The 15,991-nt window shown below is 42.9% G+C and carries 13 protein-coding genes; 9 read left to right on the top strand and 4 right to left on the bottom strand.

Features of this window, described 5'->3' with window-relative positions; translation table 11 throughout:
• Window positions 1–40: 40 nt before the first annotated feature.
• Window positions 41–1,171, top strand: a complete 1,131-nt coding sequence (locus tag I5349_RS05815; protein ID WP_226389802.1) for an AI-2E family transporter — start codon at window positions 41–43, stop codon at window positions 1,169–1,171.
• Window positions 1,172–1,199: 28 nt separating this feature from the next.
• Here I5349_RS05815 and I5349_RS05820 read toward each other — a convergent pair whose 3' ends face one another.
• From I5349_RS05820 to I5349_RS05830, 3 genes are all read right to left on the bottom strand, one after another.
• Window positions 1,200–2,756: an Rne/Rng family ribonuclease gene (locus tag I5349_RS05820; RefSeq protein ID WP_226389803.1), complete on the bottom strand. Its 1,557-nt coding sequence runs from the start codon at window positions 2,754–2,756 to the stop codon at window positions 1,200–1,202.
• Between the two features lie 181 nt (window positions 2,757–2,937).
• Entirely contained in the window at window positions 2,938–3,759 is an 822-nt protein-coding gene (locus I5349_RS05825; RefSeq protein WP_226389804.1) for a tetratricopeptide repeat protein, read from the bottom strand.
• Window positions 3,760–3,782: 23 nt separating this feature from the next.
• Window positions 3,783–4,094 (bottom strand): HU family DNA-binding protein, encoded by a 312-nt coding sequence (locus I5349_RS05830; RefSeq protein ID WP_226389805.1) that lies wholly within the window; start codon window positions 4,092–4,094, stop codon window positions 3,783–3,785.
• 155 nt (window positions 4,095–4,249) lie between these two features.
• Between I5349_RS05830 and mutY the strand changes: the two genes are divergently transcribed.
• The 8 genes from mutY (at window position 4,250) to I5349_RS05870 (ending at window position 13,370) form a co-directional block, all read left to right on the top strand.
• Window positions 4,250–5,329, top strand: a complete 1,080-nt coding sequence (mutY, locus tag I5349_RS05835) for an A/G-specific adenine glycosylase (protein WP_226389806.1) — start codon at window positions 4,250–4,252, stop codon at window positions 5,327–5,329.
• Between the two features lie 50 nt (window positions 5,330–5,379).
• Window positions 5,380–5,811, top strand: a complete 432-nt coding sequence (locus I5349_RS05840) for a single-stranded DNA-binding protein (RefSeq protein ID WP_226389807.1) — start codon at window positions 5,380–5,382, stop codon at window positions 5,809–5,811.
• Between the two features lie 42 nt (window positions 5,812–5,853).
• Window positions 5,854–7,206 (top strand): gliding motility-associated protein GldE, encoded by a 1,353-nt coding sequence (gene gldE / locus I5349_RS05845; RefSeq protein WP_226389808.1) that lies wholly within the window; start codon window positions 5,854–5,856, stop codon window positions 7,204–7,206.
• 2 nt (window positions 7,207–7,208) lie between these two features.
• The gene (gene gldD, locus I5349_RS05850) at window positions 7,209–7,790 is read left to right on the top strand and encodes a gliding motility lipoprotein GldD (RefSeq protein WP_226389809.1); all 582 of its coding nucleotides are present in this window, start codon (window positions 7,209–7,211) and stop codon (window positions 7,788–7,790) included.
• Window positions 7,791–7,874: 84 nt separating this feature from the next.
• On the top strand, window positions 7,875–9,968 hold the full coding sequence (gene recG, locus I5349_RS05855; protein WP_226389810.1) for an ATP-dependent DNA helicase RecG: 2,094 nt from the start codon (window positions 7,875–7,877) through the stop codon (window positions 9,966–9,968).
• Window positions 9,969–10,051: 83 nt separating this feature from the next.
• Entirely contained in the window at window positions 10,052–11,437 is a 1,386-nt protein-coding gene (glmM, locus tag I5349_RS05860; protein ID WP_226389811.1) for a phosphoglucosamine mutase, read from the top strand.
• Between the two features lie 61 nt (window positions 11,438–11,498).
• Window positions 11,499–12,635, top strand: coding sequence for a cysteine desulfurase family protein (locus tag I5349_RS05865; protein ID WP_226389812.1), 1,137 nt, complete (start codon window positions 11,499–11,501; stop codon window positions 12,633–12,635).
• 195 nt (window positions 12,636–12,830) lie between these two features.
• A complete protein-coding gene (locus tag I5349_RS05870) occupies window positions 12,831–13,370 on the top strand; it encodes an SRPBCC family protein (protein ID WP_226389813.1) in 540 nt (179 codons plus the stop codon).
• 57 nt (window positions 13,371–13,427) lie between these two features.
• On the opposite strand, the gene I5349_RS05875 is transcribed toward I5349_RS05870, so the two are convergent.
• The gene (locus I5349_RS05875) at window positions 13,428–15,866 is read right to left on the bottom strand and encodes a S9 family peptidase (protein WP_438865891.1); all 2,439 of its coding nucleotides are present in this window, start codon (window positions 15,864–15,866) and stop codon (window positions 13,428–13,430) included.
• Window positions 15,867–15,991 lie beyond the last annotated feature (125 nt).

A 15,991-nucleotide genomic window follows, 5' to 3' on the forward strand; every position in this document is an offset into this window, starting at 1 on the left:
TCTCGCTGATATTTTTATACCTTGTCAAAAACCCCTTTTTATGGAAAGTAAAAAAATTCCTTCGTACATCAGTGTATTTTTTGTGTTAGCGACTATCCTATTGCTAGGCTATGTGATGGTCATCGGCAAAAGTGTGTTGATCCCTCTCCTATTGGGAGGCTATATCGCCATGCTCTTAGTGCCTATCTGTAATCGTCTAGAAAGCTGGAAATTTCCTCCCGCCCTAAGTGCTTTTACCGCTTTGGCTGTTTCGATCATCGCCTTGTTAGGCGTGTTTTACTTCTTCTTCGTTCAGATCAAAAGTTTTTCCAAAGACTTTGATGATATCGAGGGCAGACTCACTAAGCTCCTATCAAGTATCAATGATTGGTCTAACAGTACTTTTGGGATAGAGCTGGGGGTGACGCTGGACATGCCCAAGGAGCAGTTACTCAATTTGCTTAAGAATAATAGTGAGAGTTTGGCAGATGCCGTGCTCAATACGGCTGGTAGTCTGACGATCATCATTTTATTGCCTGTATTTATCTTTTTATTCTTGATCTACAGGGATCATTTAGAGCATTTTGTGATCAAAGTTTTCTACCATGAGGATCAGTCGCATGTCAAGAATGTCTTACTAAGCACACGTAAAGTCATCCAAAGCTATATCATAGGGATGTTTAAGGTGATGGGGATATTGGCAGTATTGTATACGATTGCCTTTTTTATCCTAGGCTTAAAGCATGCCGTTTTCTTTGCAATGTTCGCTGCGATACTTAATATCATTCCTTATGTAGGGCCATTTATAGGGGCTATTTTCCCGATACTATTTGCGCTACTGACCAAGGATAGTCTGCTCTATCCGCTAGGTGTACTGATCGCCTACAATGTGATCCAGACAGTGGAGGGCAATGTACTCACGCCTAAGATCGTGGGGTCCAATGTCAGCCTTAATCCACTTTTTGCACTCTTGGCTTTGCTGATCGGTGGGGCTATCTGGGGAGTGATCGGGATGATCGTCTTCATCCCTACAGCAGCTATTGTTAAGCTACTGCTAGACTTGCATCCTACTACGAAGCCCTATGCTTACCTGATGGGAGAGGATGTAGATGAGGATGATCAAATCAAGCGCCCAAGTAAATTGGTTAGAAGAAACAAAAGGGCTGCCAAGGAAGAAAATTCTGACACATAAAAAAAGCCTCCATCTGGAGGCTTTTTCATTAGTTGTTTAACTCTATTTCTTCGTTTAGCTGATTGCTAAAGCGATATTCTGTGATCGGGAGTGAGGTATCTTTTTCGATATTGACCCACTTGAAGTACTTAAAAAACCATTTCATCCTGATGGATGGAAATCCCGATGTGAAATAGGCATAGAGGTAAGGGTGTAAAGCAATTGTGATGTTTTTATCATTCTGCTTTTCCATTACGTATTCCAAATTTTTCGTGATCTGATCCGATACTAGTATCGAAGCAGTGATTTTGCCTGTGCCGTTGCACGTAGGGCAGATTTCTTTGGTGGCGATGTTCATCTCAGGTCTTACGCGCTGTCTGGTGATTTGCATCAGACCAAACTTAGATAGCGGTAGCACTGTGTGCTTAGACCTATCATGCTTCATCGCTTCTTTCATCGCGTCATAGACTGCCTTTTTGTGTTCGGCTTTTTTCATGTCTATGAGATCTATCACGATGATACCACCCATATCCCTGAGTCGGAGCTGTCGAGCGACCTCTTGTACAGCTTCTATGTTGACTTTCAGGGCAGTAGTTTCTTGGTCAGATTCAGAGTTGGACTTGTTGCCACTGTTCACATCTATGACGTGTAGGGCTTCTGTGTGTTCGATGATCAGGTAGCCACCATGTGGGAGGCTGACTGACTGACCAAAGAGACTCTTGATCTGTTTTTCTATACCAAAACTTTCAAAGATCTTTGCTTTACCAGTGTAAAGCTTTACGATTTTTTCTTTGTCTGGAGCGATTTTTTTGATGTAAGATTTGATCTCTTCATACATCAGTTCATCGTCTACCGTGATCGAATCAAATGATTCATTGAGCAGGTCTCTGATCAGAGAGGATGCCTTGCTCATTTCGCCTATTACCTTTTCTTTAGGTTTGGCTGAGGCTAATCTTTTCACTCCTCTTTCCCAGTTTTCGAGCAAGTTGCGCAGGTCTCTGTCGAGTTCTGCGACATCTTGTCCCTCGGCTACGGTCCTGATGATGACCCCGAAGTTTTCAGGTTTGATGGAGGTGATAAGTCTTACCAGTCTTTTTCTTTCTTCCGAGTTGGCGATCTTTTTAGAGACGCTCACAGAGTGAGAAAAAGGAACCAGAACTAAATATCTTCCGGCAATAGACAGCTCGCATGAGAGCCTAGGCCCCTTGGTGGAAATGGGTTCTTTTACCACCTGAACGAGGATTTGCTGATTTTTAGAGAGCACTTGGGATATTTTTCCCAGCTTGTTGATCTCAGGTTCTAGCTTGAATCCATTCAGTTTGTGGTTGTTATATTTACTGCTCTGAACCATCTTAGAGAACTTCATCATGGATTGAACAGCGGGCCCTAGATCCAAATAATGGAGAAAGGCGTCTTTTTCATATCCGATGTCGATGAAGGCTGCGTTCAGGCCAGGTACTACTTTTTTGACAGTACCTACATAAATATCCCCCACTTTAAACTCTGTACCTCCCCCATCTGTGTGGTATTCTGAGAGGCTTCTTTCCTTTAAGAGGGCTATGCGACTTTCATTTTGAGCAGAATTGATTACTAATTCCGTACTCAAAGCTTCTGTCATTTAAATGTGGAAAATAAGACTTCCTATAAAAGGAATAAGAAGAAGTATATTACTTCTTCTTATGTCTGTTCTTTCTTAGTCTCTTTTTACGCTTGTGCGTAGCAATCTTATGTCTTTTTCTTTTTTTACCGCAAGGCATAGTCTTGTTGTTTAAGTTGTGAATATTTTTTTATAATGATTTCAAATAGCTGTCGACCGATGATTGTAGTACCGGATCAGCGTCCATTTTCTTTACTTTTTCAAACTGCTCTTTGGCCTTTTTCTTTTGCTTGGCCTCAAAGTAGCTGACTCCTAGGTAGTAGTTACCCTGCACATGGTCAGGATAGTAGCCTACAAACTCTTCAAATCGCTCCACAGCTCTGTCATACTGAGTAGATTGGATAGCAAGTAACCCCATATTGAACAATGCCTGTTCGTTTTTAGGATCAGCTGCCAGTACCTCTCTGAGCATCCCTACACCCTGCATAGGGTTAGAAGATACCATATATGTCATGGCTACTTTGGTCTTTAGATCAAGTCTGTCTGGCTTGGCATCTAATACCTTGTTGAGGTAAAACCTCGTTTTGTCACCGAGCTCGTTTAGCTTGGTCTCATTCATAGCAAAGCCGAATGCCTCATAATAAGCGTTTCCAGCTTTTTCCCACATAGTCAGTTCATTAGCAGCATCTGCTGCGATCCCTGCATAGTAGGCAGTGCTATCTAGCTTGCCAATGCGCTGATAAACAGTCGCTATCGAGTCTGCAAAGATAGTGGTTTTTTTCGGATCTTCCTTATAGTTGGCTAATTGACCGATTAGCCTATTGAGGATGTCTTGGTCTGCTTCGGTGATTTGAACTTGATGCAGACTGTCTGGTGATGAACCCATGTCTACACTTTGCTCATCTGCTAGTGAAGTAGTGTCAGAGTTGTCCACGACAGACTTAGGAAGTGAAAATAAGATCACGACCAAAACTAAGGCGGCTCCTACTAAAATGATGCTTTGTTTAGACATGGGCTGGGGACTAACTTACAAGCTTAGGCTTGTACGGCTGTCATTTTGTTTACTTTCTTACTGTTTTTGATCTTCTCTATGAAAACCTTAGATGGTTTAAAAGAAGGCACAAAGTGCTCATCGATTACAATAGCCGTGTTTTTAGAGATGTTTCTAGCGATTTTTTTAGCTCTCTTCTTGTTGATGAAACTACCAAAACCTCTTACGTAGATATTTTCTCCTTCTGCCATTGAGTTCTTTACTACACTAAAGAATGCCTCAACTGTAGTAGCTACATCTTCTTTCGCTACACCTGTCTTCTCCGCGATTTGCGTGATTACCTCTGCTTTTGTCACTTTGCTTAAATTTTAGTTATTTCAACCTTAATATTCTACTAACCAAGTATTTTTGGGACTGCAAATTTAGAGGATGCTTTCTAATTAAAAAACAAAAGCGCTCAAATTTCCATTAAATCTCTAACGCATATCTCATTCAAAAAATTTCTTTCTTCTTGAATAACAAGCATTTTGCCAAACTCCTCATCGACTGGTATGAGACAAATAAAAGGGCGCTTCCCTGGCGAGAATCATCGGATCCTTATCGGATATGGCTTTCTGAGGTCATTTTACAGCAGACGCGTGTAGCGCAGGGGCTTCCCTATTATGAGGCCTTTGTCAGCAAATATCCAAAAGTCGAAGACTTAGCGGCAGCTCCTGCAGATGAGGTGATGCGTACTTGGCAAGGACTAGGCTACTACAGTCGTGCGAGAAATCTCCATGCTTGTGCCCAGCAAGTGGTCGATTTATATGGAGGGAAGTTTCCTGAGACCTATGAGCAACTTTTGCAGCTGAAAGGCATCGGATCTTATACAGCAGCAGCCATTGCTTCTTTTGCTTTTAAGGAAGTCGTACCAGTTGTAGATGGCAATGTATATAGGGTATTGGCTAGGATATTTGGTATTGAGGCAGATATCGCAGACGCTAAGACTAAGCAAATATTTGAATCAAAGGCTGCTGAACTCATCAGTCAAGAGCATCCAGATGCCTTCAATCAAGCGATCATGGAGTTTGGAGCCCTTCACTGCACTCCTCACAATCCGCTCTGTATGACTTGCCCTTTTCAGCAAGCTTGTGTCGCCTATAGGGGTGGGCTACAGCGTGCCTTACCCGTGAAATCCAAAAAAGTGAAGGTAAGAACGAGGCATTTTTACTATTTGATCATGAAAGATGAAAAGGAACGGCTACTCGTCAAGCAAAGGCAAGCAGGTGATATCTGGCAGGGATTGTATGACTTTCCCTTGATAGAAAGTGAGTCGCCATTAGACACAGAGCAGTTGAAGGCAGCACTCAAGACTACTTTTGGTTTAGATAGAGTAACCACAGTGGAGGATGTCGCAGGAAAGACTTTCAAACATATATTGACACATCAGAGAATATATGCGAGCTTTGTTTCGATTAGTCTGACACAAAGTGACATTTCAAAAATCAATCAAAACCCGCAAATAGCTCATAATGAGTGGGTAAATGAAGCAAAACTAGAGGAGCTTCCTAAGCCGATTCTAATTGAAAAATTTTTGAAAATAATGATATAGTGTTTAGATTGTAAGACGAAATTTAATTTTTAACCTAAAATCTAAAAGATATGGCAGGTGTAAACAAAGTAATTTTAGTAGGAAATCTCGGTAAAGACCCTGAGGTAAGACATTTAGATAATGGGCGTGCAGTGGCTAGTTTTTCTATCGCTACAAGTGAGACTTATAAAAATAAAAGTGGAGAGCGAGTCACCAATACCGAGTGGCACAATGTGGTACTTTGGAGCCCTTTGGCTGAGATCGCAGAGAAGTATCTTAAAAAGGGAGGCCAAGTCTATATCGAAGGCAAGCTGACGAGCAGATCATATGATGATAAGGATGGTAATAAGAAGTATATCACAGAAGTAGTGGGTAGAGAAATGACACTACTAGGCTCTAGAGATAGTGGTGGCAGTTCAGACTCTGATAGTAGTAGTTCTGTGGCTGCGGCTCCTCAGGTAGATTACTCTGCGGAGAGTGATATCGATGATCTTCCATTTTAAGTTGATTATTTAGTACCTTTACGAAAAATAATAATAACAAGAATGGACGACCCATATCCGAGTATGTTGGTGACTGAGGTTGCAAGCACAAGCTCAGTCACATTTTTCTTTGTAAATAGTCTCATACTCCTCGTGCTGTTGACTTTATCAGCACTGATCTCAGGCTCTGAGGTTGCATTTTTTTCTTTTAAGCAAGATGATCTCGAAAAGATCAAAGAAGAAGGCACTAGTGCTGGCACCAAAATCCTTTCTTTACTAGATAGACCTAAACGTTTACTTGCTACGATATTGATCTGGAACAACCTTGTCAACGTAGCGATTGTCACCCTATCTACCTTCATGACATGGGAGTTTTTTGGCACTCAAACTCCTGAAGGAGCAATTGTTTTAGTGTTGACTGTTGTGATCACATTTGCTATTGTGTTTTTTGGGGAGATTGTCCCTAAGGTCTATGCCGCACGTAATGGATATGCCTTTGCAGCTGTCACAGCAGGTATGCTTAAGGTGGCTGACAAGATGGTCTATCCCCTAGCTTGGGTACTGATGAATATCTCCAATGTCATCGAAAAAAGAATAGACCGAAAAGGCTATACCATTTCTGTAAATGAACTTCATCATGCCCTTGAGATGACCTCAGATGAAGATACCACCGAAGAGGAAAAAGACATCTTAAAAGGAATTGTGAATTTCAGTACCCTGAATGTCCGCCAAGTCATGCGCTCTAGGGTAGATATCATGGCGGTGGATTTTGAGACAGACTTCCACGAACTGATGGATAAGGTCAATAAATCTGGTTACTCTAGAATACCCGTTTACAGAGAGACTATCGATAAGATAGAGGGCATTCTCTATATCAAAGACTTACTTCCCTTTATAGAAGAGAATGAGGGTTTTGTATGGCAGGATCTGATCAGGCCTGGTTTTTTTGTGCCAGAAAACAAGAAAGTAGATGGGTTACTCAAGGACTTCCAAGAGAAGCGCGTACATATGGCCATTGTAGTGGATGAATATGGAGGAACTTCTGGCTTGATTACCCTAGAGGACCTCATAGAGGAGATCATCGGTGAGATCAATGATGAGTTTGATGACGAGGATGATGTCAACTACACGAAGTTGGATGAGTCCACGTTTATTTTTGAAGGCAAGGTCTCTCTCAATGACTTCTGTAGAAAGATCGATGTATCTTCCAATATCTTTGATGAGGTCAAAGGGGAAAGTGAGTCGCTTGGTGGTCTGCTACTGGAGCTCAACACTAAACTTCCCAAGTCGGGTACTAAGATCAAGTATGAAGAGTTTGAATTCACCATCTTGGCAGTAGATACTCGTAAGATCAAAAAGGTCAAAGTGACCATCAAATCAGAAAGTGAGAAGAATTTAGGGCATTACGAAGACTGAAGATGAGAAGTGTGAAGCGATATTTAGTAGCCGTTGTGTTACTGATTTTGAGTGTGTCTTGCGAGGAGGACTACCTGCCTAAGCCAAAAGGATATAATAGGATCGATCTTCCTGACCATCGTTTTGAGCCGCTTTTGGGGAGTTTTCCTTATACTTTAGAAAAGTCTCAGCTAGCTACTTTCGTCCCAGACACTAGCCGATATAGTGAGCCTGGCTGGGGGAATATCCGCTATGAGCTTTTTGATGCGGAGATTAATCTGACCTATAAAAAGATCAAGGATAAGCAAAGTCTCAAAGACTACATGGAAGATTCGTACAAGCTTACCTCCAAGCATCAAGTCCGAGCTTATGCCATAGAAGAACGTGCTCTGATGACCCCTCAGGGATACACAGGGGTAGTATCAGAGCTCGAAGGACAAGTGCCCACTCAGTTTCAGTTTTATCTGACAGACTCTACAGAGAACTTCATCAGAGGGGCTTTGTATTTTAATACCGCTATGAAAAACGATTCGCTCGCGCCAGTGATCGAATACATCAAAGTCGATATGGCACATCTGATGAACACGCTCAAGTGGAAAGAGTAGTTTTCCAGAGCAATTTCTAAGCATCCCCTCTTCCTTCCTATCAAATCTTTCTTAGATTAGTATTTCTATTCAAAAGGATATTTAGTGGCGAGTTTTTTTGATACCAGCATCGAGTACATCAAGGGGGTTGGTCCCCAAAAGGCACAGTTGCTCAACAAAGAGCTGAATATCTTCACCTATGCTGATCTGCTTCAATACTATCCTTTTAGATATGAAGACCGCACGAAATTTTACAAGATCAATGAACTCCATGGAGAGCTCTCTGGTGTACAGATCAAAGGGACTATCAGACAAGTAGAAACGATCGGAGAAGGCAGGAAAAAGCGACTTGTTGCACACTTCCAAGATGAAACAGGTCAGATAGAGCTTGTTTGGTTCAAAGGGATCCAATGGGTGCTTAAAAAAATTAGTTTAAAGACACAGTATGTCGTTTTTGGTAAACCCACGGAGTTTAATAGAAAGATCAACATAGCTCACCCTGAGTTGGAAGTATACGTACCTGCTGCCGAGCAGCGAAGCTTTCATCAGCCAGTATATAATACCACAGAGAAACTCAAAGCCAAATACATAGACAGCAAGGCGATCAGTAAGATGATGGCCGAACTGGTGCGAGCGGCTTTGCCTCAGCTACAGGAGACACTCAGTCCTGATATTCTCGCCCAATACAAGCTCATGTCCAAGGCAGAGAGCATTCGGCAGATTCATTTTCCCCAAGGAGAGGAACTACTCAACAGGGCGCGCTTTAGACTGAAGTTTGAAGAGTTTTTTTATGTCCAACTGAGGTTACTCAAGCTTAAGCTCACACGAACCGAAAAATACAAAGGGCAAGTACTTGCTGACACCCAGCTGCTCAATACTTTTTATAAAGATCACTTGCCATTTGAGTTGACTGGCGCACAAAAGCGTGTGATCAAAGAAGCTTATGCAGACATGCGCTCTGGCAAGCAGATGAATAGACTGGTACAAGGAGACGTAGGAAGCGGTAAAACCATGGTGGCGTTTATCTGCATGTTGCTGTCGGTGAGTTCTGGAGCACAAACATGCTTGATGGCGCCTACGGAGATACTTGCTCAGCAACATTATATTGGCTTGAAGGAATATGCAGATATGCTCGGCTTGAAGATAGCCCTGCTCACAGGCTCTGTCAGGACAAAGGCACGAAGAGAGATCCACGCTGGCTTGGAGTCTGGGGCACTCCATATTTTGATTGGTACGCATGCCTTGCTAGAAGATAAGGTACAGTTTAAAAACCTCGGCTTGGCGGTAGTAGATGAGCAGCATCGTTTTGGTGTAGCTCAACGTGCTAAGCTTTGGACCAAAAATGAAAACTACTATCCACATGTCTTGGTCATGACGGCTACTCCGATACCAAGAACTTTAGCCATGACACTCTATGGAGACTTAGACCTATCGGTCATAGATGAGTTGCCCGCTGGCAGAAAGCCGATTCAGACAGTACATCGGTATGAAAAGGACAGATTGCGTGTCTTTGGTTTTATCAAAGAAGAGATAGAAAAAGGCAGACAAGTATACATCGTCTATCCACTCATAGAAGAGTCCGCCACGCTAGATCTCAAGCATGTGCACGATGGTTATGAGAGCATCACGAGACATTTTCCCCAGTATCCTGTCAGCATTGTGCATGGGGATATGAAGTCAGAGGCGAAAGACTTTGAGATGCAGCGCTTCATCAAAGGCGAGACTAAAATCATGGTCGCTACTACAGTGATAGAAGTCGGGGTCAATGTACCTAATGCATCTGTGATGATCATAGAAAATGCAGAGCGATTTGGCTTGGCACAGCTTCATCAGTTGAGAGGTCGCGTGGGTCGTGGCGCAGAGCAGTCCTATTGTATCCTGATGACTAAGTATGAACTGTCCAAAGATGGTAAAACGAGAATCGGTACCATGGTCAGGACAAATAATGGTTTTGAGATAGCCGATGTAGACCTTCACCTCAGAGGGCCTGGAGATCTGATGGGGACTCAGCAGAGTGGGATTGCAGATCTACTCATCGCTGATATCAGTAAGGATGGACCTATATTATCGCTTGCAAGAGATGCCGCTACAGCAGTTTTGGAGGCAGACCCACAACTTGCCAAACCAGAAAATCAAGCGATACTTCGTCAGGTAAGAAGCATCAAGAAGCACACAGTCAATTGGAGTCGGATTAGTTGATACGAGATCTGTCTTTCAAATCATTTCGTCTGATGCTTTACACAAAAATTATTACATTTGCCGACAATAAAATTTAGAAGCAAGTGACTTTAATCAAATCAATATCAGGCATCAGAGGTACCATCGGAGGAAAAGTGGGTGATGCATTGACTCCACTAGATGTGGTGAAATTTACCGCTGCTTACGGTACTTGGATCAAGCAAAATTCGAACAATCATAGAATAGTCATCGGAAGAGATGCCCGTATCTCGGGTGAGATGGTCTCTAAATTGGTGGCAGGTACACTACAAGGACTTGGTATCGATGTGATCGACCTAGACTTATCCACTACGCCTACTGTAGAGATCGCAGTTCCTGAGGAAAATGCTGGTGGAGGAATCATCCTCACAGCTAGTCATAACCCTATTCAGTGGAATGCGCTCAAGCTACTCAATAGCAAAGGAGAGTTTATCTCAGATGCAGAGGGAAAAGCTATTTTGGAGATTGCAGAAAGAGAAGCCTTTGATTTTGTAGAGGTGAAAAAGCTAGGAAGCTATCAGCGACTTGATGGCTATTTTGAAAAGCATATTGAAAAAGTACTGGCACTACCACTCGTAGATGTAGAGGCGATCCGTGCTAAAAACTTTCGTGTAGTGATAGACTGTGTCAACTCCACGGGAGGTATCGTACTTCCCATGCTACTCAAAGCACTTGGCGTCACAGATGTGAAAGAGCTATACTGTAAGCCTGATGGGCATTTTCCACACAATCCTGAGCCACTACCTGAGAACCTCAGAGAGATCTCTAAAGTACTCGAGCAAGGTAAATATGACCTTGGAATCGTAGTAGATCCAGATGTAGACAGATTGGCCTTGCTGTCTGAGGACGGGACACCTTTTGGCGAAGAATACACACTAGTAGCAGTAGCTGACTATGTACTTCAGCATACTAAAGGTAATACCGTCTCTAACTTGTCTTCTACCCGAGCACTCAAAGATGTCACCCTAAAACATGGCGGAAACTATGAAGCAGCGGCTGTTGGAGAGGTAAATGTGGTCAACAAAATGAAGGAGACTAATGCCATCATCGGAGGAGAAGGTAATGGAGGCGTGATCTATCCTGAGTCTCACTATGGTAGAGATGCTTTGGTGGGTATTGCGCTTTTCTTGACACACCTGGCTAAGTATGGCAAGCGCGTATCCATGTTGAGAGCGTCTTACCCTAATTACCATATTTCTAAAAATAAGATCGAGCTTACGCCTAGCATTGATGTGGATGATATTCTTTTAAAGATCAAAAAGAAATATGCCAAGCAGCCAATCAATGACATTGATGGAGTGAAGATAGAGTTTGATAAAGAGTGGGTACATCTCAGAAAGTCTAATACTGAGCCAATCATCAGGATTTATTCAGAATCAGAGACAGAGGCTACAGCAGATTATTTAGCTAATAAGATCATTCAGGATATCAAGGAGATCATTTCTCAATGATACTTAAACAATAATGCTCAAAGGGATAACCTCCTTTGGGCAGGAATCAAAACAAACAACAATGAGAGTATATCTAGACAATGCAGCAACAACTCCCATCGATGAGCGTGTCATCGAGGCGATGATTCCTTATATGAGGGATCACTATGGCAATCCATCTTCAGTACACGGACATGGTAGAGAAGTGCGCACTGGTCTGGAGCGCGCTCGTAAAAAAGTAGCCGAACTACTCAATGTAACTCCAGGTGAGATATTCTTCACCTCAGGAGGTACTGAAGCGGATAATACGGCTATTGTCTGTAGTATAGATACTTATGACATCAAGCATGCGATCACTTCACCTCTTGAGCATCATGCGGTTTTACATACTTTAGAGCACTTGGCTAAGATCGGTAAGGTCAAGTTGAGTCTAGTAGAGATCAATGAGAAAGGGGAAATTGACCTAGCTCATTTGGAACAATTGCTCAAGACGAATGACAAAACACTCGTTTCCCTCATGCATGCGAACAATGAGATCGGTAATCTGAATGACCTTCAGAAAATCGGTGAGATCTGTAGTCGCTATGATGCTTATTTTCATTCTGATACCGTACAGACGATGGGACATTATGTGCATGACCTAAAGCAACTACCTGTAGATGCGATCGTGGGCGCAGGACATAAGTTTCATGGGCCAAAAGGCACAGGATTTCTCTATATCAGAAAAGATAAAAAAATACATCCTTTCATACATGGTGGTTCGCAGGAGCGCAACATGCGTGGAGGAACGGAGAATGTCTATGGCATCATTGGACTTGCTAAGGCATTAGAGTTGGCCTATGAAGACATGTCTGCTCATCAAGCACACGTGGAGTCTCTTAAGCAGCATATGATCAATCGCCTACGAGAGATCGTGCCTGGTGTGACTTTTAATGGGCTTTCTGGAGATCTCCAAAAGAGCCTTTATACGGTGCTGAATGTAAGCTTTCCTCCGTCAGAGGATAGCGGCATGTTACTCTTCAATTTGGATTTGGCGGGTATTTCAGCGTCAGGTGGAAGCGCCTGTAGCAGTGGTGCGACTGTAGGGTCTCATGTTTTGAGGGCACTAGGACATCAGCCTGAGCGAGCGGCTGTGAGATTTTCTTTTTCACGAAACAATAAGATAGAAGAGATAGACTATGTGCTAGAAAAGCTCAAAGAGCAGTATGTGATGGCATAGTCTATTGCTGTGATATTATCAAAAAGGCTGCTTTAGTGAAGATAGAGCAGCCTTTATTTTTTTGATTAAGCCCCTCTATAGCATTTAAGTGACACCTCTTTTTTTGTTATGCGCTGATTTTCAGCTGCTTTAGTGAAAATATATGAATAATAGATTAAATTAGGGCTTCCACTATCATCCACTAAACCAAGACAAATGAAAGTACTAAAAAAGATTTTGATCGTGTTGCTAAGCCTTTTACTGATAGTAATTGCAGCTAGCTATGTGGTGACTACCTCTTATCAAGTAGAAAGAGAGATAGTCATCGATGAGCCCAGAGAGGCGCTTTTTGATTATTTGGTTTTGCTTAAAAATCAATCAGCATTCAGTAAGTGGGATAAAATGGATCCCAATATGAAGAGAACTGAAGCGGGTACTGATGGTCAGATAGGCTTCATGGTAGGCTGGGAGAGTGAAGATCCTAATGTAGGCAAGGGGGAACAAGAAATTATTGGGATTCAAGCTGGAGAGAGGATTGATTATGAGCTTCGCTTTGTAGAGCCATTTGAGTCAACAGATAAAGCTTATTTGAAGCTTTCATCAGTAAGTGAAAATCAAACAAAAGTAGCTTGGGGAATTTATGGCAATATGCCTAGACCGTATAATCTGATGAGTCTCTTTATGTCTATGGAAGATATGCTCGGTCCAGATCTTGACGAGGGCTTGCAAAATTTGAAACAGCTTAGAGAAAATTAAAAAGTATTTCTCTTTAAAAATTGAGCCTCGCTGATCATTCAGCGAGGCTCTTGTATTTTACTGCTTATTTTTTACGTGTTTATCTAGCCACTGGTCTTGCTCCCATAGTGTGTGGAGGATAGACTCCATGGCGGCATATCCATGACTCTCATGTGGTAAAAATACCAGTCTAGTTGTAGCACCATGACCCTTGAGGGCATTGTAGTAGCGCTCACTTTGGATAGGGAAAGTACCCGAGTTGTTGTCAGCCTCACCATGAATAAGGAGAAGCGGATGCTTCATCTTATCTGCATGGAAGAAAGGAGACATGGCTCCATAGATTTCTGGAGCTTCCCAGAAAGTACGCTCCTCAGCTTGGAAGCCAAAAGGCGTTAGCGTTCTGTTGTAAGCACCACTTCTAGCGATACCTGCTGCGAAGAGGTCAGAATGTGTCAAAAGATTGGCAGTCATGAAGGCTCCATATGAGTGACCTCCTACCGCTACTCTGTTTCTATCTCCGATACCTGCTTCTACGATGAAGTCTATAGCTGCTTCAGCATTAGCTACCAGTTGCTCTACGAACAGGTCATTTGGAAGTGTTTCGCCTTCACCGACTATCGGGAACTCCGTTCTGTCCATGATGGCATAACCCTGCGTCACCCAATAGAGAGGAGAACCCCAGTTGAGACGAGTAAACTCATACTTAGAGCCTCTCACTTGCGCTGCGACATCAGCAGAGCGGTACTCACGTGGATATGCCCACATCACGACAGGTAGTCTACCGTCTTTGGCGGGGTCGTATCCTGCAGGAGTATAGACTACAGCAGATAAGTTGAGTCCATCCTTACGCTTATAAGTTACTAGTTGCTTATTGATATTTTTGAGGGACTCATATGGGTGAGCAAAGTTAGTGACTTGCGTCATCGACTTTTTCTTGAGGTCTCTCATGAAGTAGTTTGGCTGATCTTTTTCACTTTCTCTCAGAGTGATGATCATTTTGCCATCTTTAGAAAGCACCTCTACAGGACGCTCATAGTATGGCGCTTCACATCTCCAAAGAATCGTCTGCTTCTTAGTTTTAGTATTGAAAGTAGCGATAAAAGGCATATTGCCCTCTGGAGAACCTCCTTGGCTGATCATGAAGAGATTGTCTTTCTCTCTCAAAAGGACACTTCTACCCTTTTCATTTCTTGTATAAACAGGGCTTCCCGGATCATTGTATGTGTCATTATATGACCTTTCGATCAAGACAGTTTTTGCAGCGTTTGGATTAGACGGGTTAAAGATTGATCTTCTTTCTGTCTGAGAGGCTGTCCATCTTTCATTGATGATAGCAAAGTTGTCATCACTCCATGCGATACCTCCATAGCGATAGGCAGTACCTACCAGCTTTTGTTTCTGACCAGTAAAAGGAGCACTTAGTGTAAAGACCACATCTCTTTCGGCTACTTCTTTGCGTGGATCACCGCCATCTTGTGCTTCCACCCAATAAAGTGTAGCATCGGCATCAGCTCTCCAGCCGTGGCTTCTTGGTACGTCTACTGTGGCATCAAAGCCAGTAGGCCTGTTTTCATCTAATGGAAGTTTAGCAAGCTCTTTCACCACGTTGCCAGTTGTAGCATCCCAGATTTCTATTTTAGAAGGGAATCTGCTGACAGGAACTAGATAAGAGTAAGGCTTTTCTACCATAGAGACCATCAGGTATTTACCATCAGGAGATAGGCTGTAGCTCTTGATCACACCAGCTTTACCGAGTGCTTTTGTGCTTCCATTGAGGTCAACAGTCATGAGTTGGCTAGTCATGTAGTACTCGAGTAGCTGTTCATCATAAGGGTTTTTCAAAAGATCTTGGTAAGTTCTAGAAGGTGCCGCATCACCAGAAGTTGCTTGGATGATTGGACCTTTTGGAGCAAGGGGTTCTTTTGGAGCAGGACCTCTTCCAGGCTTGACGGCTGAGATAAGCAGCGCACTGTCATCTGCTAGCCAAGTAAAGGCTGACCCATAAGTGTCGTTGATGATTTCATCTGTGAGTTTTTTAGCTTGTCTGGTAGCGACATCCACTACCCAAAGGCTGATGCCTGTGGCAGTAGTGTTTAAGAAAGCTACTTTATCTTCTTTATTAGACCATCTCACGCTGCTGATGCGTGCATTGGCAGGGAGTCCAGTTACGGCATATTCTTCTCCACCAACTACTTTTTTGAATTTAAGTCCTGAGGCACCGCCTGCTCTACTTGGGCCATTGGTAGCAGGATTGAGTCTAAGTCCGCCTATTCTAAGCTCTGGCTGTGCGAGTTCTTCGATGCTGCCATAGCCTGGACGCTCTTGGAGGAGCATCCACTCCCCTTTGCTATCGAAGTTGACAGAAGGAGTATTTGGGGCTTCGACTAGGTCAGCGATAGCCTTTGGAGGCTTCTGATAGGTGAGGTTGTCTTGAGCTGATAGACTCCCTGCTCCCATCGTGCAAATGACCAATAGACTCAGCGTAAAGCGATTGATACGGTAAGTTATTTTTTTCATGGTTCGATTAGAGTTTATTCTTGATGGAAATTAAGCAATTGTAAATAAGAATGCATCAAAAATGTGCTGAACGGCAGTGATCAACAATGAGGGTTGCAGATGTACTTGTGAGTATGAAAAAGTTA

This window comes from Penaeicola halotolerans, assembly GCF_016464625.1.
Taxonomy (GTDB): Bacteria; Bacteroidota; Bacteroidia; order Cytophagales; family Cyclobacteriaceae; genus Penaeicola; species Penaeicola halotolerans.